This is a genomic window from Candidatus Palauibacter irciniicola (assembly GCF_965208695.1).
GTDB classification, from domain to species: domain Bacteria; phylum Gemmatimonadota; class Gemmatimonadetes; order Palauibacterales; family Palauibacteraceae; genus Palauibacter; species Palauibacter irciniicola.
Genome location: NZ_OZ242352.1, coordinates 1,762,081 through 1,785,338, shown reverse-complemented (window position 1 = coordinate 1,785,338; position 23,258 = coordinate 1,762,081). Strand labels below are relative to the sequence as shown.

Annotated in this window: 17 protein-coding genes; 6 read left to right on the top strand and 11 right to left on the bottom strand. The window is 70.2% G+C overall.

Annotated elements, in window-relative coordinates:
- Nucleotides 1–49 precede the first annotated feature (49 nt).
- Nucleotides 50–1,561, bottom strand: coding sequence for a sodium/proline symporter (locus tag ACOGI9_RS07640; RefSeq protein WP_419856565.1), 1,512 nt, complete (start codon nucleotides 1,559–1,561; stop codon nucleotides 50–52).
- A gap of 175 nt (nucleotides 1,562–1,736) precedes the next feature.
- Here ACOGI9_RS07640 and ACOGI9_RS07635 point away from each other — a divergent pair, with 175 nt between their 5' ends.
- The 4 genes from ACOGI9_RS07635 to ACOGI9_RS07620 are packed head-to-tail and all read left to right on the top strand — an operon-like array spanning nucleotide 1,737 to nucleotide 4,889.
- Nucleotides 1,737–2,036, top strand: a complete 300-nt coding sequence (locus ACOGI9_RS07635; protein ID WP_419856564.1) for a YciI family protein — start codon at nucleotides 1,737–1,739, stop codon at nucleotides 2,034–2,036.
- A gap of 10 nt (nucleotides 2,037–2,046) precedes the next feature.
- A complete protein-coding gene (locus ACOGI9_RS07630) occupies nucleotides 2,047–3,330 on the top strand; it encodes an aromatic ring-hydroxylating oxygenase subunit alpha (RefSeq protein WP_419856563.1) in 1,284 nt (427 codons plus the stop codon).
- Nucleotides 3,314–3,802 carry an aromatic-ring-hydroxylating dioxygenase subunit beta gene (locus tag ACOGI9_RS07625; RefSeq protein WP_419856562.1) on the top strand — a complete coding sequence of 163 codons (489 nt, stop codon included), beginning with the start codon at nucleotides 3,314–3,316 and terminating at the stop codon, nucleotides 3,800–3,802. The genes ACOGI9_RS07630 and ACOGI9_RS07625 overlap by 17 nt, the downstream gene beginning before the upstream one ends.
- Before the next feature lie 28 nt (nucleotides 3,803–3,830).
- Nucleotides 3,831–4,889: a phosphotransferase gene (locus ACOGI9_RS07620; protein ID WP_419856561.1), complete on the top strand. Its 1,059-nt coding sequence runs from the start codon at nucleotides 3,831–3,833 to the stop codon at nucleotides 4,887–4,889.
- Between the two features lie 54 nt (nucleotides 4,890–4,943).
- Here ACOGI9_RS07620 and ACOGI9_RS07615 read toward each other — a convergent pair whose 3' ends face one another.
- Nucleotides 4,944–6,191, bottom strand: a complete 1,248-nt coding sequence (locus ACOGI9_RS07615) for an acyl-CoA dehydrogenase family protein (RefSeq protein ID WP_419856560.1) — start codon at nucleotides 6,189–6,191, stop codon at nucleotides 4,944–4,946.
- Nucleotides 6,192–6,342: 151 nt separating this feature from the next.
- On the opposite strand from ACOGI9_RS07615, the gene ACOGI9_RS07610 reads away from it, so the two are divergent.
- The gene (locus tag ACOGI9_RS07610) at nucleotides 6,343–8,613 is read left to right on the top strand and encodes an APC family permease (protein WP_419856559.1); all 2,271 of its coding nucleotides are present in this window, start codon (nucleotides 6,343–6,345) and stop codon (nucleotides 8,611–8,613) included.
- A complete protein-coding gene (locus ACOGI9_RS07605; protein WP_419856558.1) occupies nucleotides 8,610–10,967 on the top strand; it encodes an SLC13 family permease in 2,358 nt (785 codons plus the stop codon). Before ACOGI9_RS07610 ends, ACOGI9_RS07605 begins: the two co-directional genes overlap by 4 nt.
- A 5-nt stretch (nucleotides 10,968–10,972) precedes the next feature.
- Here the strand turns inward: ACOGI9_RS07605 and ACOGI9_RS07600 are convergent, their stop codons facing one another.
- From ACOGI9_RS07600 to ACOGI9_RS07560, 9 genes are all read right to left on the bottom strand, one after another.
- On the bottom strand, nucleotides 10,973–12,967 hold the full coding sequence (locus ACOGI9_RS07600; protein ID WP_419856557.1) for an ATP-binding cassette domain-containing protein: 1,995 nt from the start codon (nucleotides 12,965–12,967) through the stop codon (nucleotides 10,973–10,975).
- A 58-nt stretch (nucleotides 12,968–13,025) separates the two neighbouring features.
- A complete protein-coding gene (locus ACOGI9_RS07595) occupies nucleotides 13,026–13,526 on the bottom strand; it encodes an ankyrin repeat domain-containing protein (RefSeq protein ID WP_419856556.1) in 501 nt (166 codons plus the stop codon).
- Nucleotides 13,523–14,779, bottom strand: a complete 1,257-nt coding sequence (locus ACOGI9_RS07590; RefSeq protein ID WP_419856555.1) for an ankyrin repeat domain-containing protein — start codon at nucleotides 14,777–14,779, stop codon at nucleotides 13,523–13,525. The genes ACOGI9_RS07595 and ACOGI9_RS07590 overlap by 4 nt, the downstream gene beginning before the upstream one ends.
- 32 nt (nucleotides 14,780–14,811) lie before the next feature.
- On the bottom strand, nucleotides 14,812–16,221 hold the full coding sequence (locus tag ACOGI9_RS07585; RefSeq protein WP_419856554.1) for a DUF1552 domain-containing protein: 1,410 nt from the start codon (nucleotides 16,219–16,221) through the stop codon (nucleotides 14,812–14,814).
- A gap of 5 nt (nucleotides 16,222–16,226) precedes the next feature.
- Entirely contained in the window at nucleotides 16,227–18,662 is a 2,436-nt protein-coding gene (locus ACOGI9_RS07580; RefSeq protein ID WP_419856553.1) for a DUF1592 domain-containing protein, read from the bottom strand.
- A gap of 96 nt (nucleotides 18,663–18,758) precedes the next feature.
- Nucleotides 18,759–19,865 carry a hypothetical protein gene (locus tag ACOGI9_RS07575; RefSeq protein WP_419856552.1) on the bottom strand — a complete coding sequence of 369 codons (1,107 nt, stop codon included), beginning with the start codon at nucleotides 19,863–19,865 and terminating at the stop codon, nucleotides 18,759–18,761.
- Nucleotides 19,866–19,869: 4 nt separating this feature from the next.
- Nucleotides 19,870–21,015 (bottom strand): phospholipase D-like domain-containing protein, encoded by a 1,146-nt coding sequence (locus ACOGI9_RS07570; RefSeq protein ID WP_419856551.1) that lies wholly within the window; start codon nucleotides 21,013–21,015, stop codon nucleotides 19,870–19,872.
- Between the two features lie 71 nt (nucleotides 21,016–21,086).
- Nucleotides 21,087–22,163: a lysylphosphatidylglycerol synthase transmembrane domain-containing protein gene (locus ACOGI9_RS07565; protein ID WP_419856550.1), complete on the bottom strand. Its 1,077-nt coding sequence runs from the start codon at nucleotides 22,161–22,163 to the stop codon at nucleotides 21,087–21,089.
- Between the two features lie 82 nt (nucleotides 22,164–22,245).
- Entirely contained in the window at nucleotides 22,246–23,157 is a 912-nt protein-coding gene (locus tag ACOGI9_RS07560; RefSeq protein ID WP_419856549.1) for a creatininase family protein, read from the bottom strand.
- Nucleotides 23,158–23,258: the final 101 nt, after the last annotated feature.

Sequence of the window (23,258 nt, the reverse complement as noted above, 5' to 3'; positions counted from 1 at the left end):
CGCTGGGACCTGCAGGTCAGCGGGCCAGCCCCGGGTCGACCGGGGCTGGCTAGGCGCGGCGGACTTCCTCGCGGATGGCGGCGAGTTCCTCGGCCGCGCCGTCGGGGGGCTGGGTGAACAGGCTGACGCCGATGGTGACGGCGAAGCCGGCCGCGAACCCCGGCAGCATCTCGTACAGGTCGTAGAAGCCCTCCTTGAAGAGGACGACCCACAGCATCGTGACGAGGAAGCCGGCGATCATGCCGGCGAGCGCGCCCGCGCGCGTGGTGCGGGCCCAGAAGAGCGAGCACAGCACGACCGGGGCGAACGCCGCCGCGAGGCCGGACCAGGCGAAGAGGACGAACCAGAAGATCGCCCGCTCCGCGGTGAGCGCGAGCAGCAGTCCGGTCACGCCCAGCACGACCGTCACGGCCTTCCCCAGCACCGAAAGCGCCCGCTGCCGGGCGTCCGGCCGGAAGATCTTCTGATAGACGTCCCGCACCGCCGCGGAGGAGGCGAGGATCAGCAGCGAATCGGCGGTCGACATGATGGCGGCGAGGACGACGACGAGGACGAGGCCCGTGAACAGGTCGGGCAGGAGTCCCGCGGCCATGGCGGGGAGGGCCGTCTCGGGGTCGGCGAGGGCCGGGTAGAGGACGCGGGCGGCCATCCCGGTGAACACGGCCCCCAGGTCGAACACGATGATGCAGCCGACGGCGATCGGCCCCGCCTTCCGGATCTCGCGCTGGTCCCGCGCCGCGAGGAAGCGCGCGAGGAGCTGCGGGGCGCCGAGGAACGCGAGTCCGACGCCCACGAACCCGGCCGCGCTCGCGATCCCGAGCGGCGTGAGTCCCAGCCCGCCGCCGAGCCGCAGGAGGTCCGGGCCGGACGCCTGCAGTCCCTCGAACACGGCGAGAGGCTCGGCCGCGCGCAGCCCGTCCATGAGCGCGCCCCAGCCTCCCACCGCGCCGATGCCGACGAACGGCAGGACGAGGAGGCACGCGAACATGAGCACGCCCTGGGCGAAGTCGGAGTAGGCGACCGCCTTGAACCCGCCCACGACGGTGTAGAAGAGGACCACCGCGAGGCCGAGCCCGACGCCCACGCCGTAGCCGGTGCCGAGGAAGGAGTCGAACGCCTTGCCGGTCGCCGTGAGTTGCGCTCCCACGTAGAAGGCGACCATCGAGAGGACGATGACGGCCCCGACGATGCGGAAGCTGTGCGTCTTGTCCCGGAAGCGGTCCTCGAGGTAGTCGGGGACGGTGATCGAGCCGTAGCGGTCGGTGAACGCCTTGAACGGCCGCGCCACGAAGGCCCACGCGAGCGCGACGCCGAGCACCTCGCCCAGCACGACCCACAGCGCGTGCATGCCGAGGGCGTACCCGATCCCCGTGAGCCCGAGCAGGAGCCAGGCGCTCTCGCCGGTCGCGTTCGACGAGAAGGCGAGGACCCACGACGGGAGTTTCTTGCCCGCCGCGTAGTAGCCCTTCACGTCGTGCGATTCCTTGCCGCCCCACACGCCGATGACGAGGAGGAAGAGGAGGTAGACGACCACGACGCCGATGATCACGGGAGAGGGCATTCACGCCTCCGTTCGAGTGTTACCGGAACTGCTGACGACATACGTTCCACCGGGAACCCGCCGCTGACAACCGTCCCCCGTCGAGCGTTGCGTGAACCGCAACCGGGACCGCAGCTTGACGGCTTGAGCGGTGGGATACCAACCGTGATGGGACACAGGCCAGAGAGGTGCGTCCATGTACGTCGCTGCATTCATCACCGATAAACCCGGGGCGGCGCAGGCGCGGGACGAAACGCGCCCGGCGTTCCTTGAGTATCTCCGCAGTCATCCGGCCCACCCGGATGTCGTCGTGCATCACGGCGGGCCCACGCTCGGCGACGATGGCGAGAGCATTGTCGGACGGCTGATCGTGATGGAGGCACCCTCGGTCGAGGCGGCGCGCGCGTTCCTGGCCGACAGCCCCTTCGCCAAGGCGAACGTATTCGCCGAATGCCATGTCCACGCATGGGACTGGATGACGGGGCGTCCCGGCTAGCAAACCGTCGGTGGACATCAAGGATCTGATCGTCGACGACCGGGATCGCGGGGTTTTCCGGGTCCACCGGTCGTGCATGACGTCCGCCGGTCTGTTCGAGCAGGAACGGGAACGGATTCTCGACCGCTGCTGGATCTACCTGGGGCACGAATCGGAAGTGGAGGCCCCGGGAGACTACCGCCGCCGCACCGTCGCCGGCCGACCGCTGTTCTTCATCCGCGGCAAGGACGGTCAGGTGCGGGTGTTCCTCAATTCCTGTCCGCACCGCGGCGCGATGATCTGCCGCCGCGACGCCGGGAACGCCGGGGTCCTGCAGTGCTTCTATCACGCCTGGTCGTTCAGCACCGACGGCGATCTGATCGGCGTCCCCGGCGAAGATGCCTACGGCCCCCACTTCGACCGGACGGAGTTCTGCCTGAAGGCACCACCCAGAGTCGACAGCTACCGGGGCTTCCATTTCGTGAGCTTCAACCCGCATGTCGAAGACCTGGTCACCTACCTGGCGGGGGCCCGAGACTACCTTGACCTGGTCGTCGACCAGGCCGAGGAGGGCATGCGGGTCGTTCCCGGTTCCAACAGGTACACGATCAAGGCCAACTGGAAGCTGCTGGCGGAGAACAGCCTCGACGGATACCACCTGCTCCCGACCCACCGAACCTACGTGGACTACATCGCCGGTTTCGGGACGGACGACAGCGGAGACACCGTGTCTGCTCGTCCGCCGGGCGCAGCGAAGGCCCTGGGCGGCGGCCACTGCGTGTCGGAGAACATCTCCCGGAACGGCCGTCCCATCGCCCGCTGGCACCCCATCTTCGGCGAGGAGGCGAGGGAGCGCATTTCGCTCGTGCGCCGGCGGCTGGTAGAAAAATACGGGGAAGAGCGCACCTACCGGATGGCCGACACGTCCCGGAATCTGCTCATCTATCCGAACCTGCTGATCATGGACTTCGTGGCCATCAGCATCCGGTACATCGAACCCGTGGCGCCCGACAGAATGGAGGTCACGGCCTGGCACCTCGTGCCCCGGGAGGAGTCGGGTCCCGCGCTGGCCACCCGACTCGACAGTTATCTGACGTTCCTTGGACCGGGCGGCTTTGCCACGCCGGATGACGTCGAAGTCCTCGAATCGTGTCAGGCCGGCTTCCGCGCCACCGAGGCCGAGTGGTCCGACATCTCGAGGGGCATGCTGAATCCGAGCCCGGGCACGTCGGACGAACTCCAGATGCGGGGATTCTGGCGGCAGTGGCACGCCCACATGCAGGGCCGGAACACGACCAATGTGCAGGACCGGTAGCCTGCGGAATCAGGTGGAGGACTTCCTGTTCAGGGAAGCGGCACTCCTGGACGAGTGGAGGTTGGACGAGTGGGTCGATCTGTTTACGGACGACGCCCGGTACGTGGTCCCCTCCACGGATCTGCCGGAAGGGGATCCCGCTCGCGACCTCGTGTTCATCGACGACGACATCGTCCGCCTGCGCGCCCGGGTGGCGCGGCTGAACAGCCGCCATTCACACCGCGAGTCTCCGCAGTCGCGGACCCGCCGGTTCGTTTCCAACGTGAGAGTTGACGAAACCGGCGACGGGGAACTACGGGTCGCTGCAAACGTCCTGGTCTACCGTTTCCGCAGCGGCGAGGGAGCACCTTACGTCGGCGCTATCGAGTACATCCTCAGGAGGAACGGCGGGGATCTGAGGATCGCGTACCGCCGCGCGGTGCTCGACCTGGAGGACCTCGCCTGGCACGGTGCGGTGAGTATCATCCTCTGAATCGCCCCGTCCGAACGGAGGGCACCCGTTGGCTACCCTGGGACCTGTTACGGCGACGCACCGGTTCGACGAACGGCGGCTCGCGAGCTACCTGCGCGCCCGGGGGCTGCGGGAGTTCGGGGGCGGGCTGAGGGCGCTCCAGTACCAGGGCGGTCAGTCGAACCCCACCTATCGGCTCGAAGCGGGGGGCCGGTACTTCGTGCTCAGGAAGAAGCCCCCAGGCGATCTTCTCCCCTCCGCGCACCTCATCGAGCGCGAGTACCGCGTGATGAACGCGCTCGCGGACAGCGGTGTGCCCGTCCCGGGCATGATCCACCTGTGCGAGGACCCCGGCGTGATCGGGCAGGCGTTTTTCGTCATGGAGCACGTGGAAGGACGCGTGCCGTCGGCCCCGGGCCTGCCCGAGGTCGACTCTCCCGCCGAGAGGGCGGCGATCTACGACGCGATGAACGAGTCTCTGGCGCGGCTCCATGCCGTCGACTGGGCGGCCGTCGGTCTGGAGGACTACGGGAAAGCGTCGCACTACGTCGCTCGGCAGATCTCCGTGTGGACGCGGCAGTACGAGGCGGCCCGCACCGACCCGATCCCCGCCATGGAGGCGCTCGTCGAGTGGCTGCCCGCGCACATCCCCGCGAGCGACGCGTCCGAGGAGGAGACGACGATCGCCCACGGCGACTACCGGCTCGACAACATGATCCTCCACCCGACGGAGCCGCGCGTGCTCGCCATCGTGGACTGGGAGTTGTCGACGCTGGGCCATCCGCTGGCCGACCTCGCCTACAACTGCATGACGTACCACCTGCCCGAGGGGCCGCTGTGGAAGGGGCTGGGGGAGATCGACTGCGAGGCGCTGGGGATTCCGTCCGAGGAGGACTACGTGGCCGCGTACTGCCGCAGGACGGGACGCGACGGGGTGCCGGACTGGGAGTTCTTCATGGCCTTCGGCCTCTTCCGCCTGGCCTCGATCTGCCAGGGCGTGTACGCGCGGGCGATCCAGGGCAACGCGAGTTCGCGGAACGCGCTGGAAGTCGGGGCCAAGGCGCCGATGCTGGCGGAAGCCGGCTGGAGCTTCGCCCGCCGCGCCTGAGGTCCGCCTGGACCGCTGGAGCGGGGCCGCCGGTCCGGAGGTCCGTCGCGGCCCTTACGACTCCCGCGAGCCCCGCAGTTCCAGTTTCGCGAGCGCCTCGAGGTGGACCTCGTCGGGGCCGTCGGCGAGGCGCAGGGTGCGGGAGTGTGCGTAGGCCGCGGCGAGCCAGGTGTCCGGGCTCACGCCGAGGGCGCCGTGGACCTGGATCGCCTGGTCGAGGACGCGGCAGGCCATGCGCGGCGCGACGACCTTGATCATCGCGATCTCGCGGCGGGCCGCCTTGTTGCCGACGGTGTCCATCATGTGCGCGGCGTGCAGGGTGAGGAGCCGGGCCTGGTCCACGGCGATGCGGCATTCGGCGAGCGCGTGGCGAAGGGCGCCCTTCTCGGCGAGGGGGCCGGAGAAGGCGACGCGGGTCCTCGCGCGCTCGGCCATGTCCTCGATCGCGCGCTCGGCGACGCCGATGAGCCGCATGCAGTGGTGGATGCGGCCGGGGCCGAGGCGGCCCTGCGCGATCTCGAACCCGCGGCCCGGGCCGAGGAGCATGTTCCCGGCGGGCACGCGGACGTCGGTGAAGCGCACCTCGCCGTGGCCGACCGGGGCGCTGTCGTAGCCGAACACGCCGAGCGGCCGCACGACCTCGATGCCGGCGGCGTCGCGGGGCACCAGCACCATCGACTGCTGCCGGTGGCGCGCCGCGTCCGGGTCCGTCTTTCCCATGAAGATGAACAGCCGGCACTCCGCCCGGGGGGCCTGCGTCGCCCACCACTTGTGGCCGTTGATGACCCACTCATCGCCTTCGCGGACGATGGACGAGCGGATGTTCGTCGCGTCCGACGAGGCGACGTCCGGCTCCGTCATCGCGAACGACGAGCGGATCTCCCCCGCCAGCAGCGGCTCGAGCCACTCCTTCCGCTGCGCCGGCGTCCCGTAGCGGGCCAGCGTCTCCATGTTGCCCGTATCGGGCGCGTTGCAGTTGAAGACCTCGGGCGCCCATTCCACGCGTCCCATCACCTCGCAGATGAGCGCGTATTCGAGATTCGACAGACCCGCGCCCGCCGAACCGGCGTCCCGGCCGCGTCCCGGCTCCGCATCGGGAGGGAGGAAGAGGTTCCACAGTCCCTCGTCTCGCGCCCGCCCCTTCAGCGTCTCGAGGACCGGAGGCGTGGAGAACCGGTTCTCCGCCGCGTCGAGTTCCCGATCGAACGTCTCCTCGTTCGGGTGAACGTGTGCCTCCATGAACTCGCGTACGCGGGCCTGGAGTTCGAGAGACCGTGTGGAGAAGAGGGCTGGGGCGTTCACTCGCGCTCCGCCGGGTGTGGGGTTCGTGTCCGGGTCGGGGTGACATTGTCGGGGCAGGCCCCAAGATTAGCGGGCCTTCCGGCGGAAACAACGGGCACCGCCCGCGGCACCGTCACCGCCACGGCGGCTTCCACCTCCAGGGATTCCGGGGATGAGCGAACGGCATATGGGCCTCTACGCCGCGACGACGCTCGGCGTCGGCGCGATCGTGGGAGGCGGGATCCTCGCGCTCGCGGGCGTCGCGTTCGCGACCGCGGGTCCCGCCGCGATGCTCGCCTTCGGCCTCAACGGGGGGATCGCGCTCCTCACCGCGATGAGCTTCGCCCGCCTCGTGCGCCGCTTCCCGGAATCGGGCGGCATCTACACGTACGCGAAGAAGGTGCTCTCCATCGAGGTCGCCTTCATCGTGGGGTGGGTGGTCTGGTTCGCCTCCATCGTCGCGGGCGTGCTCTACGCGCTGGGCTTCGCGGCGTTCACCGTGGAAGGGCTGCAGCGTCTGGCGCCGTCGCTCGGCGTGTCCGCGGACTGGCTCGGACACGGCGGGACGCGGATCGGCCTCGCGATCGCGGCGGTCGTCGGCTACTCGCTTCTCCTCGTGCAGCGCACCGCCGGCGGGGGCAACGCGGCCACGATCGGGAAGGTCGTCGTGTTCGCCGTGCTCATCGCCGGCGGGTTCGTGGCCTGGCTCATCGGTTCCGCCGGTACTCCCGCCGAGACGCTGGGGCGCCTGAGCCCGTTCGCCCCGGAAGGCTCGCTCGGCCTGCTGCAGGCCATGGGCTACACCTTCATCGCGCTGCAGGGCTTCGACCTCATCGCCGCCGTGGGAGGGGAGGTCCGGGATCCGGAGCGCACCGTGCCGCGGGCGATGTACCTGTCCCTCGGGATCGCGCTCGTCGTCTACATCCCCCTGCTCATCGTCGTCGCGACGGTCGGCGCGCCGCCCGAGGGGATCCAGGCCGCGGCGGAGGCGCACCCGGAGGAACTCGTGGCCGTGGCGGCGGAGCGCTTCATGGGCCCGGCGGGGTACTGGCTGGTGATCGGGGCGGGGCTCCTGTCGATGCTGTCGGCGCTGCACGCGAACCTGTTCGGGGCCTCGCGCGTCGCGTTCTCGATGGCGCGGGACCGGACGCTGCCGCATCACGTGGGCGAGATGCGGGCACGCACGGGGACGCCCGCCGTCGCCGTGGCCGCGACGGGCACGATGATGATGCTCATCGCCGTCGCGGTGGGGAACGTCGCCGCGGCCGGCGCCGCATCGAGCCTGATCTTCCTCATCTCGTTCGCCATGGTGCACTGGGCCGCGATGCTGGCCCGCCTGCGCTCGGGCCACCCGCGGCCGGCCGCGCTCCCGGTGATCGGCGGGGCCCTCTGCCTGGGGCTGGCGATCTTCCAGGCCATCGCGGTGCCGGAGGCGGGGCGCGTCGTCGCCGTGTGGCTCGGGCTCGGGGCGGTGCTCTACCTCACGTTCCTCGCGCCGGGGGCCCGGCTTGCCGACGCGAGCGCCCAGGCCCGGGACCCCGACCTGGTGAGGCTGCGCGGCCGCAGCCCTCTGGTCCTGGTGCCGATCGCGAACCCCGCGAGCGCCGCGACTCTGGCGGACGCGGCCGCCACCGTGCGCGCGCCGGGCGTCGGGCGGGTCCTGCTGTTGTCGGTGATTCCCCGCGAGGGGCGTCCCGCCGTCTCCCTCGATGCGGTGGTGCAGGATGCCAAGGATATCCTGGGAGAATCCGTGAGGCAGGGACTCGAAGGCTCGGGCCGCCCGGAGGCGCTGTTCACGGTTGCGTCCGACGTGTGGAGCGAAATCGCCCGGGTGGCCAACAGCCACCGCTGCGACACGGTACTCCTGGGATTGACCCGGCTCACCCAGCCGCGGGTCGAAGCGCATCTCGAACGTCTCGTCTCGGAAATCGACGCGGATGTCGTCATCGTTCGCTCGCCGCCCGGCTGGCGAATCGCGGAGACGAGGCGCGTGCTCGTCCCCGTCAGAGGACGGCGCGGCCACAGCGAACTGCGTGCCCGCCTGCTCGGCAGCCTGGCCCGTTCCTCGGAGCCGTGGGTGACGTTCCTGCACACGCTCCCGTCCGGCACGCCCTCCGACGGCCGCCGGAGGATCGAGCGCGGCATCCGCCGACTCGCCAGGGACGAGGCCGCGGGGCCGCATGAGGTGGCCTTCGAATACACCGACGACCCCGTCGAACCCGTGGCGCGCCTGGGACGGGAGAGCGATCTCGTGGTGATGGGGATGGAACGGCGGGGCCGGGGCGGACCGGCGATCGGCGCCTTCGCGCTGGAGGTGGCCCGGAGGACGGACATGCCGCTCATCCTCCTCGGGCGGCGGCGCCAGGCCGGGACGCTCGCCGCGCGCGGGCTCGCGCAGGCGGTGTCGACGATTCCGAGGCCGGGACAGAGGTCGGGATCGTGACGGCCGACGTCATCATCGTCCTCGCCATCGTCGCGGTGGCCGTCGTCCTCTTCGTCACGGAATGGGTCCGCTACGACGGCGTGGCGCTCATGGTGCTGCTCTCGCTGGCGATCTCGGGGGTCATCCCGATGGCCCGCGCCATCGACGGGTTCGCCAACCCCGCCGTGGTCACGATCGCGGCCGTGCTCGTGCTCAGCGGCGGGCTCTACAAGACCGGCGTCGCGAACCTCGTCGGCGCGCAGGTGTTGAGGCTCGCGGGGGATTCCCCCGTGCGGGTCACGGCGCTGCTGATGCTCACGTCGGGGCTCATGTCGGGGGTGATGAACAACACGGCGGCGGTCGCGCTCCTCATCCCCGTCGTGATCTCGATCTCCCGCCGCCTCGGCATGCGTCCGTCCCGGCTCCTGATCCCGCTGTCCTTCGCCGCGCTCCTCGGCGGCATGACGACGCTCATCGGGACCGGGCCCAACATCCTCCTCTCGAGCATACTCGAGCGCACGGGGCAGGGAGCGTTCGGTTTCTTCGCCTTCACGCCCGTCGGGGCGACCGCACTCACGCTGGGGGTGCTGTATGTGGTCGTCGCGGGGAGGCACTTCCTTCCGGACCGTTCCACCGGAGATGACGAAGGGGGCGACGAGATCGACCTGACCGGCCGCTACCATCTTGCGGAGTCGCTGCTCATGCTCCGGATCCCGCCGGATTCGGCGCTCGACGGGCGTTCGCTCGTCGAGGCACGGCTCGGGCAGGCGCTGGGGTACGACCTCCTGGCCGTGCGCCGCGGGGGGCACCTGGTGCGGGCTCCGGAGCGGGATTTTCGGCTCCGGAGCGGCGACCTGCTCATCGTCGAGGGACGGATCGAAGCGCTCGACCGCCTGCGCGCCTGGGGCCACCTCGCCGGGCACAGGGAATCGAACGATGCCCTGGGACGTCTGGTGAAGGATGCGACGGTGCTGGCGGAGGTCGAGATCGCCGAGAAATCGGACCTCGTCGGCAGCACGGTTCAGAGCATCGATTTCCGAAACCGTTTCCAGGCCCACGTCGTTGCCATCCGGCGCGGCGGGCAGGCTCCGGGCGGCTCGTTCCGGACGGTGCAACTCGAGGCGGGGGACGCGCTCCTCCTGTTGGGGCGCGAGGACCAGCTTCGACAACTCCGCTATGCAACGGAGTTCACCTCGATCGGATGGACGGACATCGGCTCCGCCACCGAGGAGTACGAGTTGCACCGGTGGTTGATGCGGCTCCACGTCCCGGACGGCTCCTGGCTGGACGGACGGACCCTCGAGGCGTCCCGTCTGCGGGGCGCCTTCGATCTCACGGTGCTGGAGATCGAGCGCGAGGACGGCGACATCGCCCTGCCGCACGCGGCGGAGAGGATGCGGGCCGGCGACCGCCTCATCGTCGAGGGGGCCCCGGCCTCCTTCGCCGTGCTGGAGGCGCTGCAGGCGCTCGTTCCGGCGGACGAACGGCCCTCCGTCGGCGAACTGGAGTCGGAGGATGTCGGGTTCGCGGAAGTCACGCTGGCTCCGAGTTCCGACCTGGTCGGGAAGACGCTGCGCGAAATCCTCTTCCGGGAATCCTACGGACTGAACCTGCTATCGATTTTCCGGGGGGGACGGTCCTTTCACTCGAACATCCGCATCTCGCGCACCGCGCTCGAATTCGGGGACGCGCTCCTCGTCTACGGCAACCGGAAGAAGATTGCGCTCCTCGCCCGCGACCCACGATTCCTCGTCCTCCACGGGCAGCTCCACGAGGTGTTCCGCGTCCACAAGGCGTGGATCGGCAGCGCGATCATGGTGGGCTTCATCCTCGCGTCCTCCCTCAACCTGCTCCCCGTGTACATCGCGGCGCTGCTCGGCGCGCTCCTGATGGTGTGCACGGGCTGCGTGAAGGGGAACGAGGTCTACACCTTCGTGGAATGGCGGGTCGTCATGCTCATTGGAGGGATGCTGGCGCTCGGTCTCGCGATGGAGGACTCCGGCACGGCGGAGCTCATCGCGCGCGAAGTCGTGGGGCGGGCGGCGGAGATGGGGCCGCGTGTCCTCATCGCGAGCCTCTTCCTCATCTGCGCGCTTGCGGCGCAGTTCGTCCCCACCTCGGCCGTCGCCGTGCTCGTCGCGCCGATCGCGCTCAGCGCCGCGTCCGAACTGGATCTCTCCGCCCGGGCGCTGCTCATGGTCGTGGCGGTGGGCTCCTCCTGCGCCTTCCTCAGCCCCTTCGGCCACCCCGTGAACCTGCTCGTGATGGGCGTGGGCGGCTACAAGGTCGTGGACTACACGAAGGTCGGCGCGCCGCTCTTCCTGCTCACGCTGCTGATGGTCGTCTTCTTCCTCCCCATCGTCTGGCCGCTGTAGCCTGCTCAGTCGAGGCGGGCGAGTTCCGTCTCGATGCCTTCCCAGGCGCCGATGAGTTCGTCGAGTTCGCCCTGCCGGGAGGCGCGCTCGGTCTCGAGCGTGCGGACGTCCTCGATCGGGGTGTCGGCGTAGAAGGCGGGGTCGGCGAAGATCTCGTCGATTTCGGCGATGCGGGTCTCGGCCGCTTCGATCCGCCGGGTGATGTCGTTCAGCTTCTTCCGCAGCGAGCCGCCCCGATAGCGGTTCCGGTCGCCCCGGGCGATTCCGGCGTCGGCGCCGCGGCGCGCGTTTCCGCGGGCGGACAGGTTGCCGGCGCCGCGCGTTTCGGCGGCGGCGTCGCGGGCGGCGCGCTTCTCTCTCCGCGCCTTGAGGACGACGGTGTCGACGTCGAGGTGGTCGTCCCCGCAGTAGTGGACGTACTCCTCGTAGCTGCCCCGGAAGTCGCGGATCCCGTCCTCGGAGATCTCGACGATGCGGGTCGCGAGCTGCGAGACGAACCAGCGGTCGTGCGAGACGAGGATGAGGGTGCCGTCATAGCTCCGGAGCGCCTCGACCAGGGACTCGATGGATTCGAGGTCGAGGTGGTTCGTGGGCTCGTCGAGGACGAGGACGTTGGGTCGCTCGATCGCCATCCGGCAGAAGACGAGACGGGCGGCCTCGCCGCCGGAGAGGTTGCCGACCCGTTTCTTCGCGTCGTCGCCGGAGAAGAGCACGCGCCCCATCTCGCCGCGCACGAACCCGAGGGTGCGGCCGGGGCAGAAGCCCGCGATCCAGTCCTCGGCCGTCTGTCCCGGCGAATCGAAGCGCGCCTCCTGGTCCTGCGCGAAATAGCTCGGGTGCGTCTCGTAGCCCCACGTGACGCGGCCCGCGTCGGATTCGAGTTCGCCCACGACGATCTTGAGCAGGGTCGACTTCCCGATCCCGTTGGGGCCCATGATCGCCATGCGATCCCCGCGCTCGAGGGTGAGGTCGACCCCGTGGAGGACTTCGTTCAGCTCATCGCCGTCGCCGAAGGCCTTCTTCACGCCCTCCACTCCGAGGACGGTGCGCCCGCTCGGACGGCGGGACTCGAAGCGGAAGTTCGGATAGCGGCGCGAGGAGACCGGGAGCGGCTGCAGTGCCTCCGCCCGCTTCTCTATGAGACGCAGTTTGCTCTGGGCCTGTCGCGCCTTGCTCGCCTTGGCCCGGAAGCGGTCGACGAACTGTCGGTGGTGGGCGATCTCGCGCTCGCGGTTCGCGAGTTCCTTCTCCCGCCGCTCCTGGTCCTCTCTCTTCCGGACCAGATAGTCGTCATAGTTGCCCTTGTATGTGGTGACCGTCTCATAGTCGATGTCGAGAATATGCGTGGCGATATTGTCGAGAAAGCGGTGGTCGTGGGAGATGACGACGATCGCTCCCTTGAACTCCCGCAGGAATTTTTCGAGCCAGCGGATGGAGAGGATGTCGAGGTGGTTCGTCGGCTCGTCGAGGAGGAGGACGTCGGGCGCGCCGGCGAGCGCCTGGGCGAGCAGCACCCGGAGCTTGAACCCGCCGGAGAGGGTGGAGAGCGGCCGGCGGTGAATCTCGCTCGGGAAGCCGAGGCCCTCGAGGATCTCGCCGGCGCGGGCCTCGGCCGTGTAGCCGTCGTGGCGCTGGAAGGTCTCCTCGAGTTCGGAGAAGCGGTCCGCGTCGAAGTCTCCGTCCTCCGCCTCGACCAGCGCCTCCCGCTCGACCATGGCGCGCCACAGATCCGGGTTCCCCATCAGCGTCGCGCCGAGGATCTCCTCCTCGTCGTGGAGGAAGTGGTCCTGGCGCAGGACGCCGACCTGGAGGCGTTTCGGGATGGTGACGGACCCCTCCGTCGGGTCCTCGGTGCCGCCGAGGATGTTGAGGAGCGTGGTCTTGCCGGATCCGTTCGCGCCCACGAGGCCGTAGCACTCGCCGGGGTTGAGGAGGAGGGTCGCGTCGCGGAAGAGGACCTGCCCGCCGAACGCCTTCCCGAGGCCGGAGACGGTGATCATGGGCGTATCTGCGCGGGGGGCGGCCCGTCGTAATGGCGTGGCGGGGGTGGGACGGGGGTCAGCAGGACACGCAGTTGTGGTTGTTCTTCGAGCCGAGGCTCTCGAGCAGGGCGACGGCCTCCGGGAAGGGCTGGGTGCGCTGGTAGGGGCCGTTCGCCATGTCCGCGGTGGTCTGGCCGACGCGGCTCACGGCGGTCGGGTCCGCGCCGTGCTCGACGAGGAAGCGGATGACCTCGAGGTCGCCGCGCGAGGCCGCGTTGTGGAGCGGCGTGTAGCCCTCGTCGTCGCGCTGGTTCACGTCGGCGCCGAGTTCCTCGACGAGATAGCGGACGGCCGGCAGCCAGCCGTCCGGGACGTACCGGTGGGCGTTGCTGGGGAAGCCCTGGCCGTAGCCGATGCCGGTCGCGGCGTGGATCGGGTAGTCGGCGGGGCCCCCCACGGGCACGGGGGGAACCCCGGACAGGTCGCGCTTCTCGCGGTCCCACGCCGGGAGTCGCCGCGGCGGCACCTTGATCGTGGCGAGGTGGGGGTCGGCGCCGTACTCGACGAGGAGCGTCATCGCCTCCACGTCCAGGAGTACGCGGCGCGCCAGAAGGGAGTCGCGCCCTTCAGGTCGATCTGCAGCAGGTCGAAGTTGTACGACACCCACCAGAGGTGCTTCTCGAGTCGGGCATTGGGATCCACTCCCGCGTCGAGCAGGCGTCGCATGACGTCGAGATAGCTGTGCCGCTGCTGTCCGTACGCGTGCTGCTGCGGGTAGCGCGACTTCGGCGCCCAGTGGGCGTTGAGGGCGGCGAAGAGCGGCGTCGCGCCGGCGGCGGAGGCGAGCCGGGGATCGGCACCGGCCTCGAACAGTTCCATGGCGAGGTCGAAGTGGCCGTTGATCATCGCGATGAGCATGGGGCTCGTGCGGTCGCCGCCGCTCACCTGGTCGATGTCCGCCCCGCTCTCGATGAGCGCGCGCGCGGTGCCGGCGTGTCCTTCGCGGGCGGCGTGAAGCAGGGCCGTCATGCCGCCGTGGCCGCCGATCAGGTCGCCGTAGCCGAGCGGCTCGGGCTCCTCGATCGGACGCTCGTAGTCCTCCTCTTCCTCCGTCGCGGGACGGTCCGAGGGGGTGTCGGGGGCGTCGGCCAGCGGCGCATCGGACGGGGCGGGGCGCGGCGGCACCGGCGGTTCGGGCTCGCCGCGCATTCGGGCCGCGCGGGCGCGGCGGTCGGCCTGCGACCACTCGGTTACGGCCGTGATGTCGGTCACCCACGTGGCGAGGGCGGGATCCGCGCCGCCGTCGAGCAGCGCGCGCGCGGCGGCTTCCCGGCCGAGCGCCGCCGCGTACATGAGCGGCGTCTGGCCCCAGCGCGCTTCGCGGACATCGGCGTCGCCGCCGCGCTCCAGAAGCAGGCGGACGGCGTCCGCGCTGCCGGCGGCGGCGGCGAGGTGCAGCGGGGTCGCGCCGCCCACGTCTTCGGTGGTCGCGGTCTGCTCCGCGCCGCCGTCGAGCAGGAGGCGCACGACCGGCGCGCTGCCGACTTCGCTCGCGAGGTGCAGCGGCGTGTAGGCCCCGATGCGGGTGACGGCGCCGACATCCGCGCCCGCCTCGAGCAGCAGCCCGGCCAGGTCGGCGTTCGCCGCGCGCGCCGCCCAGTGGAGCGCGGTCATCCCGTCGCCCTGCGGCGCGTTCACGTCGGCGCCATCGGAGAGGAGCGCCCGCACGGCGGCGAGGTCGCCCGTCATCGCCGCGTCGGCGACCGGCGAATCGGGCAAGAGCGCGCCGCTCAGAAGTACCGCCAGCAGCGCGACGGCCGGCGGCTTCATCGCCGCGGCCATCCGACGGCGCCCGTCCCGCTTCACGAGCCGGCCGCGCTCGCGTCGGGGGCGGCGAGCGACAGGGCGCCCGTGCTGTCCCCGAACCGTTCGACGTCCTCCAGCCCGAGCGCGTGCATGAGCGAGAGGAGGGCGTTCGCCATCGGCGTGCCCGGCGCGGCCCGCACGTGGAGCCCCCCGTCCAGCTTCCCGTTCGCCCCGCCGGCCACGAACAGGGGGCAGCGCTTGTGGTTGTGCACGTTGGGGTCGCCCATCGGCGAGCCGTAGATGACCATCGTCTTCTCGAGCAGGTCCGTATCGCCGTCCATCGTGTTCCGCAGCCGCTCGAGCAGGTACGGGACCATCGACACGTGGAAGCGGTTGATCTGCGCGAAGTCGTCGATGTTCTCTTCGTCGGCGCCGTGGTGCGAGGCCGGGTGGAACGGCTTGTCGACGCCGCTCTCCGGGAAGACCCGGGCCGACGAGTCGCGCCCCAGCTTGAACGAGAACACGCGCGTCATGTCGGACTCGAACGCGAGCGCCTGGAGGTCGAACATCAGCTGCACGTGCTCGACGAACGAGTCGGGCACGCCGGCCGGCGCCTCGGGCAGCGCCCGCTCCTCGCCGCTCCGGTTCTGCGTCTCCACTCGCTCGATGCGCCGCTCGATCTCCCGCACGTTGTCGAGGTAGCGGTCGAGCCGGCGGACGTCGACGGGTCCCAGCTCCCGGCGGAGTTCCCCGATGCGGCCCGCGATGAAGTCGAGCACGCTCCGGTTCGCCCGGCGGCGGGCGGCCCGTTCCTCCGCGCTCCCCCCGGCGCCGAACAACTGGTCGAACGCGACCCTCGGATCGCGGATCATGGGCAGCGGCTCCGTCGGCGACTTCCAACTGATCGTGTCCGTGTAGACGCACGCGTAGCCGTATGCGCACCCGCCGGACTGGTCCACGTTCTCGATGCAGAGCTGCATGGAGGGGATCGGCGTGTCCTGCCCGAAACGCTGGGCGTAGAGCTGATCCATCGACGTCCCGGCGCGGATGTCCGAGCCCTCGGTCTGTCGCGGGTGGGACTGGGTCAGGAAGGTCGCGCTGGAGCGGAAGTGGTCGCCGCCGATCTCCTTGGGGATCCGGGCTTCCGCCGCCTCGATATCCGTGTCGCTGATGATCGTGAGCCGGTCCCGGAACGGTTCGAGGGAGGCGAGCGCCCCGGTGCTCAAGTCGAAGTCACGGCCGGTCTGCAGCGGCGACCAGTAGCCGCGCGACGCGCCGTACGCGGTCGAGCCCGCGGCGCCGTGCACCATCTCGATCGCGATCAGCCGCGTCGGATCCGCCGGCCGGATCGATCCCCACAGCCGTCCCGCCGGAACCATGGCGTCCAGCATCGGAAGCGCCACCGTGGCCCCGACTCCGCGGAGGAAGGTGCGACGCGGAATGTGCTTTCCCGTGATGATGTCCATCTGGATCACGTCCCCTGGTTGTCTTGTTCGACGATGGCGCCGCCCCGGCTCATGAGGAAGGCCGGACTCTCCGCGACTCCGAGGATGAAGGCGGACATGCGGTAGTCCTCCGCCTCCGCGCGGCGCGTAATCCGGCGCACGGTCGGCATGTCGAAGTACTCGACGCGGCGCCCGAGCGCGTAGGCCATGAGGCTCTCGGTAAAGGACCGCGCCAGCGACTCGCGCCGCGTGAGCAGGGCGGTCCGCAGATCCGCCGGCCCGGAGAGCGGCGTCCCGTCGTACAGATCGCCGCTGGGATCGACCGTGCGCCCCTGGTCGTTGATCCGGTACGCGCCCGTCACGTCGAAGTTCTCGAGCGCGAGGCCGAGCGGATCGATGACGCGGTGGCACGAGCGGCAGGCCGGGCTCGCGCGGTGCATCTCCAGCCGCTCGCGCACGGTGAGGAAGCGGCCCTCCTCGGCTTCGTCGATCGCCTCGAGATCCGGCACGTCCGGCGGCGGCGGGGGCGGCGGCGTTCCGAACAGGACCTCCATGATCCACTTGCCCCGCAGCACCGGCGAGGTCCGGTTCGCGTGCGAGGTCGAGGTGAGGATGCTCCCGTGCGCCAGCACGCCGCGGCGGATGTCGTCGGGATAGTCGACCTTCCGGAAGTGGGTTCCGGCCACGCCGGAGATCCCGTAGTGCCGCGCGAGCCGCTCGTTGACGAAGGTGTAGTCCGCCGTCAGCAGCTCGAAGAAGCTGCGGTCCTCCCGCACCACGTGCTCGAACAGCAACTCCGTCTCGCGGCGCATGTCGCGGGCGAGCTGCTCGTAGAAGTCGGGGAAGCGGAGCGCGTCCGGGTGGACGCTGTCGAGGTCCTGCAGCCGCAGCCACTGCGCGGCGAAGCGCGTCGCCAGCCCCTCGGCGTTCGCGTGCGCGAGCATGCGGCGGACCTGGGCCTCCACGCCGGCCGCGTCGTCGAGCCCGCCCGTCCGGGCCGCGTCGATGAGCGGCTCGTCCGGCGGCATCCCCCACAGGAAGAAGGCGAGCCGGGAGGCGAGATCGAGCGGCGCGATGCGGTACGGTCCGTCGGTGCCGGCCCCCGCGGGCGGTTCCTCGAAGCGGAAGATGAAGTCCGGGCTCGCGAGGATGCCCTGGAGCGCCGTCCGGACGCCGACCTCGAAGCCGCCCTCCGCCACCCCGGCGTCGTACAGGACGAGGAGCGGGTCGATGTCCGCCGCGTCCACCGGCCGGCGGTAGGCCTGCGCCGCCAGCCGCTCCACGATCTCCCCCGCGCAGCGGCGCCCGGCCGCCTCATCCTCCGTTTCGGGCCGGCACGTGAGCACGCGCGCCCGGGTCGGCGTCTCCGACACGCCCGACACGCCGAACGGCCCCCGGATCGTGAGGTCGCGGAGGTGGGCGACGACCGTGATCCCGTGCGAATAGCCGATCTTCTTGTCCGCCAGACTCCATTCGTGCGGCGAGACCAGGTCTTCGATCGGGCCGTCGAAGCGCTTGATGAAGGCGGCGGACACGCGGTGCGGCCCCGCCGTGACGTGAATCGGCTCCGTTTCGACCTGAACCCCGTTGGGATCCTGCCGGTGCATCCAGCGGTCGATGTCGATGAGCGCCCGCCGCTCCCCGTCCACGGAGAGTTCGACCTGTTCGTCGAAGGGCGTCGTCTGGCCGAAGAAGTTTCCGGTCGACTCGTGCTGGAAGGCGAGCCGGAAGACGTAGTCCCCGTCCGCGGTGAAGTTGTGCACGACGGAGATCCCGCCGCGCGTGCCGATCGGCGTGCCCGGCACGTGCTGCCGCTGTTCGGCGTAGCGGGACACCTCGTACTCCGTCTCGCTCGCCGTCACGGTCGGGTCGCCGAGCGCGAGCCGGCTGATCTCGCTCGCGGCGGTCAGGTATCCCTCGAGCAGCGTGGCGGAGAGGTTCTGGACGTCCGCGATGTTGTCGAAGCCCGCGCTGATCGTCTCGTTCGGCAGGTAGGCGGAGGCGTCGATGTCGAGCCCGAGGAGCGCCCGGATCGAGCGCTCGTACTCCGCCCGGTTCAGGCGCTGGAAGGAGCGGACGCCGGGGTCGGGGCGGTCGGCCGCCGCGGCATCGACCCGCGCTTCGAGCGTTTCGGCCAGCGCGAGCAGGTCTTCGGGCGGGGGACGCCGGATCCCCGGCGGCGGCATCATCCCGGCGCGCAGCTTGCGGATCATCTTCTCCGCCGTCTCCGCCTCGAGGTGGGCCATCTCCACCTCGAAACGCTCCAGCGAGAGGTTCCCCAGCACCCGGGTGTCGTTGTGGCAGTTCGTGCAGACCTGGTTCACGACCGTCTGCGGGATCGTGTCCGGGATGAATCCGCGGGCCTGGGCGGGGAGAGGGGCGGAGAGGGACGAGCCGCCGGGAAGCGTCGAAATCAACCCCCAAAGCGCAATGCAGGACAGCGCAATCGCGAGTCTCTTCATGGAATCGCTCGTCCTCCGCGACCAGCGGTGCGACCTGGCTCCTCGAACCTTCTCCTGCCTAACCCTTCAATATAGGGACGCCGACCCGATTCCGCCCTACGGGGACCCTCCGCGCCCCCCGGCTTCGCCCTGGTACAGCCGGTACATCCCGATGGTCAGCAGCGGAAGCACGAAGATGAAGAGAAACGCCCAGCTCAGGGCTCCGTAGCCGGTCGCGATGAGGTCGATGATCCCGAACCGCGAGAGGAGCGAGGCGAGGATCAGGAGAAGAACCGCCACGGCCGGACGCAGCGTCGGGGGCATGTGGGCCCTGCGCGCCGCGAACACGCCTGCCACCCGCTCGTTGAACGCGTGGATCACGCCGGTGCCGGACTCGATGAGGGTGCCGAAGAGGACGACCTGGAAGGCGATCTGGAATCCCCGCGACCCGAGCAGTTCGAGGAGGTAGTTGGCGGGCACCGGGCGGTCCACGATGCCCGGGTACTGTCCCGCCATCGCCACGAGGAAGAGAACGCCGGGGATGATCGCGATCGGCCCGGTGAGGGCGCCGGCCCACAGCGCTTCCCGTCGCCGCCGGATGTGGCGCGTCGCGAACAGCATCGCGGGCACGAGCGACACCTGCAGCACCCCGTAGCGGAACCCGGAGAGCGCCCATCCCTCCCGTGCCTCGCCCGACGCGAACGCCGCGCCGATCGCCTCTCCGAAGGCGCCGATGGACCAGGCGAAGAACACCAGGTAGACGCCGTAGAGGACGAACGACCAGCCCGACAGGAAGCGCTCGATCGCGTCCGTCCCCTTGAAGACGAGGAAGCCGACGGTGACGAGGAGTCCGACCACGCCGGCCGCGTACGGCAGCCCGAACGTCTCGAGCAGGAACGTCCCCGCGGCGGAGCCGATCACGGCCAGGATGAGGAGGACGGCCGCAAGATACCCGATCTCGTATACGAACCAGCCGCGCCCCAGCAGACGCTGGAAGAACGTTCGGTAGTCGTACGTCCCGAAGACGCGCACGAACTCGAACGACGCCATCGCGGTGATGCTGACGAGGATCGTGGACGGGAGGAGCATCCCCAGTAGTCCGCCCAGCGGACCGAAGCGGAGGAAGAACTCCACGAGTTCGCGCCCCGTCCCGTACCCGCCCGCGATGATGATCGACTGGAAGACGAAGCCGGGGAGCAGGTACCGCCGGAACCACGAATTCATCGGCTCATCTTCCTCCGGGCCCGGTCCTGGGGGTCCCGTCGCGCCAGGTCGCGAGGGGGATCGGGCTCGGCCGGCGCTCGCGTACCGAGGGGGACAGCAACTCCAGCACGCGCATCGAGACGCCGCCCAGGCGCTCGCGCCAGCGCTGGCGGCGCTCCTTCGCCGGCTCCCGGCCGCGCGCGAGATCGGGTTCGAGTATGCGCTCGCCGATCTCGCGGACGAGATCGGGCGCGCTCGTGATGAGGACGACCTCCGGCTGCATGCGAAAGCTCACGTAGTCGAAATTCGCCGAACCGAGCACGACCGAGTCGTCGATCCGCATCACCTTCGCGTGCGTCATGGGACCGGGCAGCATGAGGACCTCGAAGCCTTCGCGCCGCGAGGCGTCGAGCGTGCCCCATTTCATGACGGCCCGGTTGTGATCCTCCGGCATCATCACCGTGACGTGCACGCCGCGGCGGTGCGCCCGGCCGAGGGCGCTCCAGAACGGCTCGCTGATGTACGGACACTGGACGACGATCCGGTCGGTCGCCCGGTCGAGGGCGCGGGAGACGGCGTCCCGCAGCCCCGGGTTGCCCCGGCCTTCGCCGACCACGATCTCGTCGCCGTCGATCTCCGCGGCGGCCTGCCGGTCGTGTCCCCGCCACGTGTGCTCGAAGTCCTGGCGCAGGAACGCCGCGATGCCCGGGCTCTCGATCCGGATCATGAAGTCGTGCCAGGCGAAGTTGTGCTCGCTGAAGTTGATCCCGCCCAGGTAGGCGATCCGGTCGTCGATCGCGACCAGCTTCTTGTGGTTGCGGACGATGAGTCGGTGGAACTGCCGTCCCACGGGCCACGTGAACCGGACGGGCACCCCGCCGCGCTCCAGCCGGTCGCACATCTCGCCGGTGGCCGCGACCTCGCGCTGCAGGACCGGGTCGCGCCGCGCGCGCGGCAGGCCGATGAACCGGTCGTTGATCAGGTACTTCGTCACGGCGTCGGCGACGACGCGCTTCCGTGGCGCTTCGCAGGCGAGCAGGGCTTCCGCCAGGCCGAGCCCGGCCGCATCGCCCTCGAAGGAGAGCGTCTGTATGTAGACGTAGTCGCGCGCCCCGCGGATGTCGCGTTCGAGGCGCCCCCAGAACTCGGCCCCGCCCAGGCAGAGTCGCATCGAAGCGGACGCGGGCCGACGCGCCGGAGGGGGGCTCGCATTCGTCGCGGGTGTCCACGCGCCTCCCCCGCTCACGCGGCCGCTCCCTTCTCGTCGGCCCGGACGTCGGCGACGTGTCGCCGCGCTTCGGCGAACAGCACGAACGCCCCCAGGACCGTCCCGAAAAACGTCGTGAGCAGCCGCCAGCCCACGACCCACAGCACCGTCACCTCGACGAGCAGCACGCGGTTCATCAGCAGCCCCGTCGAAGCCTCCGCGACGCCCGAGGCGCCCGGCGTCGGGGAGAAGTAGAGCACGATGTGCTGCAGGAGCTGGAGTCCGATGAAGGAGAGGTCGACCGGCCCCTGGAGCGCCGCCGCGAGCACGTAGCCCATGAAGTACTTGTTGAGGTAGAGGACGGCGGTCGCGAGGCACACCCATACGAGCGTCACCTTGCCGCGCGACGCGACGGCCCGGACCCCGGAGGTCAGCCGTTCGATCTCACGGCTCAGCAGCCGTCGGCCCGCCGCCGCCCAGCGCCGGGCCCGCGTCCCCCGCCTTGAAACGGCGTTGAGCGAGCGTCGGAGCAGCCGAACGGTTCGTCGCTGGGCCGCGACGGCCGAAATCAGCAGCCCGGCCAGCAGCGCAATGACCGCCACCGCGACGACGAGCGCGATCAGCACGCCGCGCGACAGGGCCTCGCCGGGCAGGAAAGCCAGCGCGGCGAGGCCGCCGAGCGCGAAGAAGAGCAGCGTGGCGACGAACGTGAGCAGCGAGCAGAGAATCGCTTCCGACAGCCGCGCTCCGCGGCGGCACAGCACGTAGAGCTGCGCGGCGCCGCCGCCCGTCTGCGCCGGCGTGATCGCGCCCAGCAGCATGTTCGCCCAGTTCGCCCGCATGCAGTGCCAGAGCGAGACGTGGGAGAAGACGCGGCCGTCGAGGAGCAGGCGGTAGCGGAGGCCGCCCAGCGTGAAATCCAGCGCGAGGAGGGCCAGCAGGGCGGCCGCGAACCCCGGCGTGATGCGGGCGAGGATGCTGTCGAGTTCCGAAGGAGGGCGCCAGCGGATGAGCGCCACGAGTCCCAGCGCGGTGAGCCCGCCGAACGCGAGCGCGCCGACGATGAGCTTGCTTCGCGCCGGGATGGGGGAACTCGGTTGGGGACTCGCCACTCGTTCGTTACGCCTCCCGGGGGCGGGGAGATTCGACGCGCCCGCGAGGCCGTGAACCGCGCGGGCCGCGTCCGTTACATGCCTACCTGCCGACGCTGGCGATGGACTCTCGGATCTTCTCGACGGTGAGCGCGGTCCGGTAGGCCTGGAGCTTGAGGCCGATCTCGATCGTCTTCTCCTTCGGGGCGATCGGGACGCCGTTGATCTTCGCGAGCCCCGCCTTCACGCGCTGGTCGTAGCGGACCACGGTGGGGTCGACGGTCATCATCAGGCTCGTGATGCCGAAGCTGTCGTGGATGCCGTCATTCTCCGTCTCCACGATCCCCAGCTCGGACTCGAGGAAGCCCCCGCCTCCGTAGCGGTAGTACTCGGGGATGTGATGGGCGTGGGCGTCGTCCCAGCGCTCGTTGAGGCGCGCCGCGACGTTCGCCATCCCCTGCACGTTGCCGCCGCTGTCGCCAATGAAGACGATGTGCTCGAAGCCGTGCGCCTTCAGGCTGGAAGCGACGTCATCCAGCACCGCCTCGAAGGTCTCCTGGCGGAGCGAGATCGTGCCGGGGTAGCGCATGTGGCCGGAGGGTTCGTCGATGTCCCCCTCGGGAACGAGCTTCACGATCGGCGCGCAGAGCGCCTTGCCCAGCTCCCGGGCGATGGTCTCGCACGTGCCCTGCAGCACGTAGTTGTGCTTGCCCGTGGCGACGTACGGTCCGTTCTGCTCGATCCCGCCCGTGGAGATGATCGCGATGTTGTAGCCGTCGGCCATCATGTCGCGGACTTCCATCCACGTGAGTTCCTCGATCCAGATCGAGTCGAACATCTCGATCGGGCGCTCCGAGACGAGTTCGGCGTCGATCCGGGCCTCGTATTCCGCCATGAGACGGGCGCGCTCCTCCGGCGTCATCTCCCGGTTCTGGGCCGTGGCTCCGGCCGGGACCGCAAGGGAGATCGCCGCCAGGGCGATCAGGGCGGTCAGCGTCGAACGGGCGTGCGACATGGTCTCCTCCTGTTTCCTCGTGCCGGACCGGAATCGGCCGGGACGGGGCCGGACCGGTTTGGCCGGACTACAACCGCGTGATATTTCACGTCATATTCGGG

What these genes read in the sequence shown, in the direction of transcription:
- ACOGI9_RS07640 (WP_419856565.1), bottom strand. Translation starts at nt 1,561, where the DNA reads ATGCCCTCTCCCGTGATCATCGGCGTCGTGGTCGTCTACCTCCTCTTC.
- ACOGI9_RS07595 (WP_419856556.1), bottom strand. Translation starts at nt 13,526, where the DNA reads ATGACGCTCCTCGTCGAGTACGGCGCCGACCCCCACCTCGCCACGATC.
- ACOGI9_RS07575 (WP_419856552.1), bottom strand. Translation starts at nt 19,865, where the DNA reads ATGAATTCGTGGTTCCGGCGGTACCTGCTCCCCGGCTTCGTCTTCCAG.
- ACOGI9_RS07585 (WP_419856554.1), bottom strand. Translation starts at nt 16,221, where the DNA reads ATGGACATCATCACGGGAAAGCACATTCCGCGTCGCACCTTCCTCCGC.
- ACOGI9_RS07635 (WP_419856564.1), top strand. Translation starts at nt 1,737, where the DNA reads ATGTACGTCGCTGCATTCATCACCGATAAACCCGGGGCGGCGCAGGCG.
- ACOGI9_RS07600 (WP_419856557.1), bottom strand. Translation starts at nt 12,967, where the DNA reads ATGATCACCGTCTCCGGCCTCGGGAAGGCGTTCGGCGGGCAGGTCCTC.
- ACOGI9_RS07560 (WP_419856549.1), bottom strand. Translation starts at nt 23,157, where the DNA reads ATGTCGCACGCCCGTTCGACGCTGACCGCCCTGATCGCCCTGGCGGCG.
- ACOGI9_RS07570 (WP_419856551.1), bottom strand. Translation starts at nt 21,015, where the DNA reads ATGCGACTCTGCCTGGGCGGGGCCGAGTTCTGGGGGCGCCTCGAACGC.
- ACOGI9_RS07625 (WP_419856562.1), top strand. Translation starts at nt 3,314, where the DNA reads ATGTGCAGGACCGGTAGCCTGCGGAATCAGGTGGAGGACTTCCTGTTC.
- ACOGI9_RS07590 (WP_419856555.1), bottom strand. Translation starts at nt 14,779, where the DNA reads ATGAAGCCGCCGGCCGTCGCGCTGCTGGCGGTACTTCTGAGCGGCGCG.
- ACOGI9_RS07580 (WP_419856553.1), bottom strand. Translation starts at nt 18,662, where the DNA reads ATGAAGAGACTCGCGATTGCGCTGTCCTGCATTGCGCTTTGGGGGTTG.
- ACOGI9_RS07610 (WP_419856559.1), top strand. Translation starts at nt 6,343, where the DNA reads ATGAGCGAACGGCATATGGGCCTCTACGCCGCGACGACGCTCGGCGTC.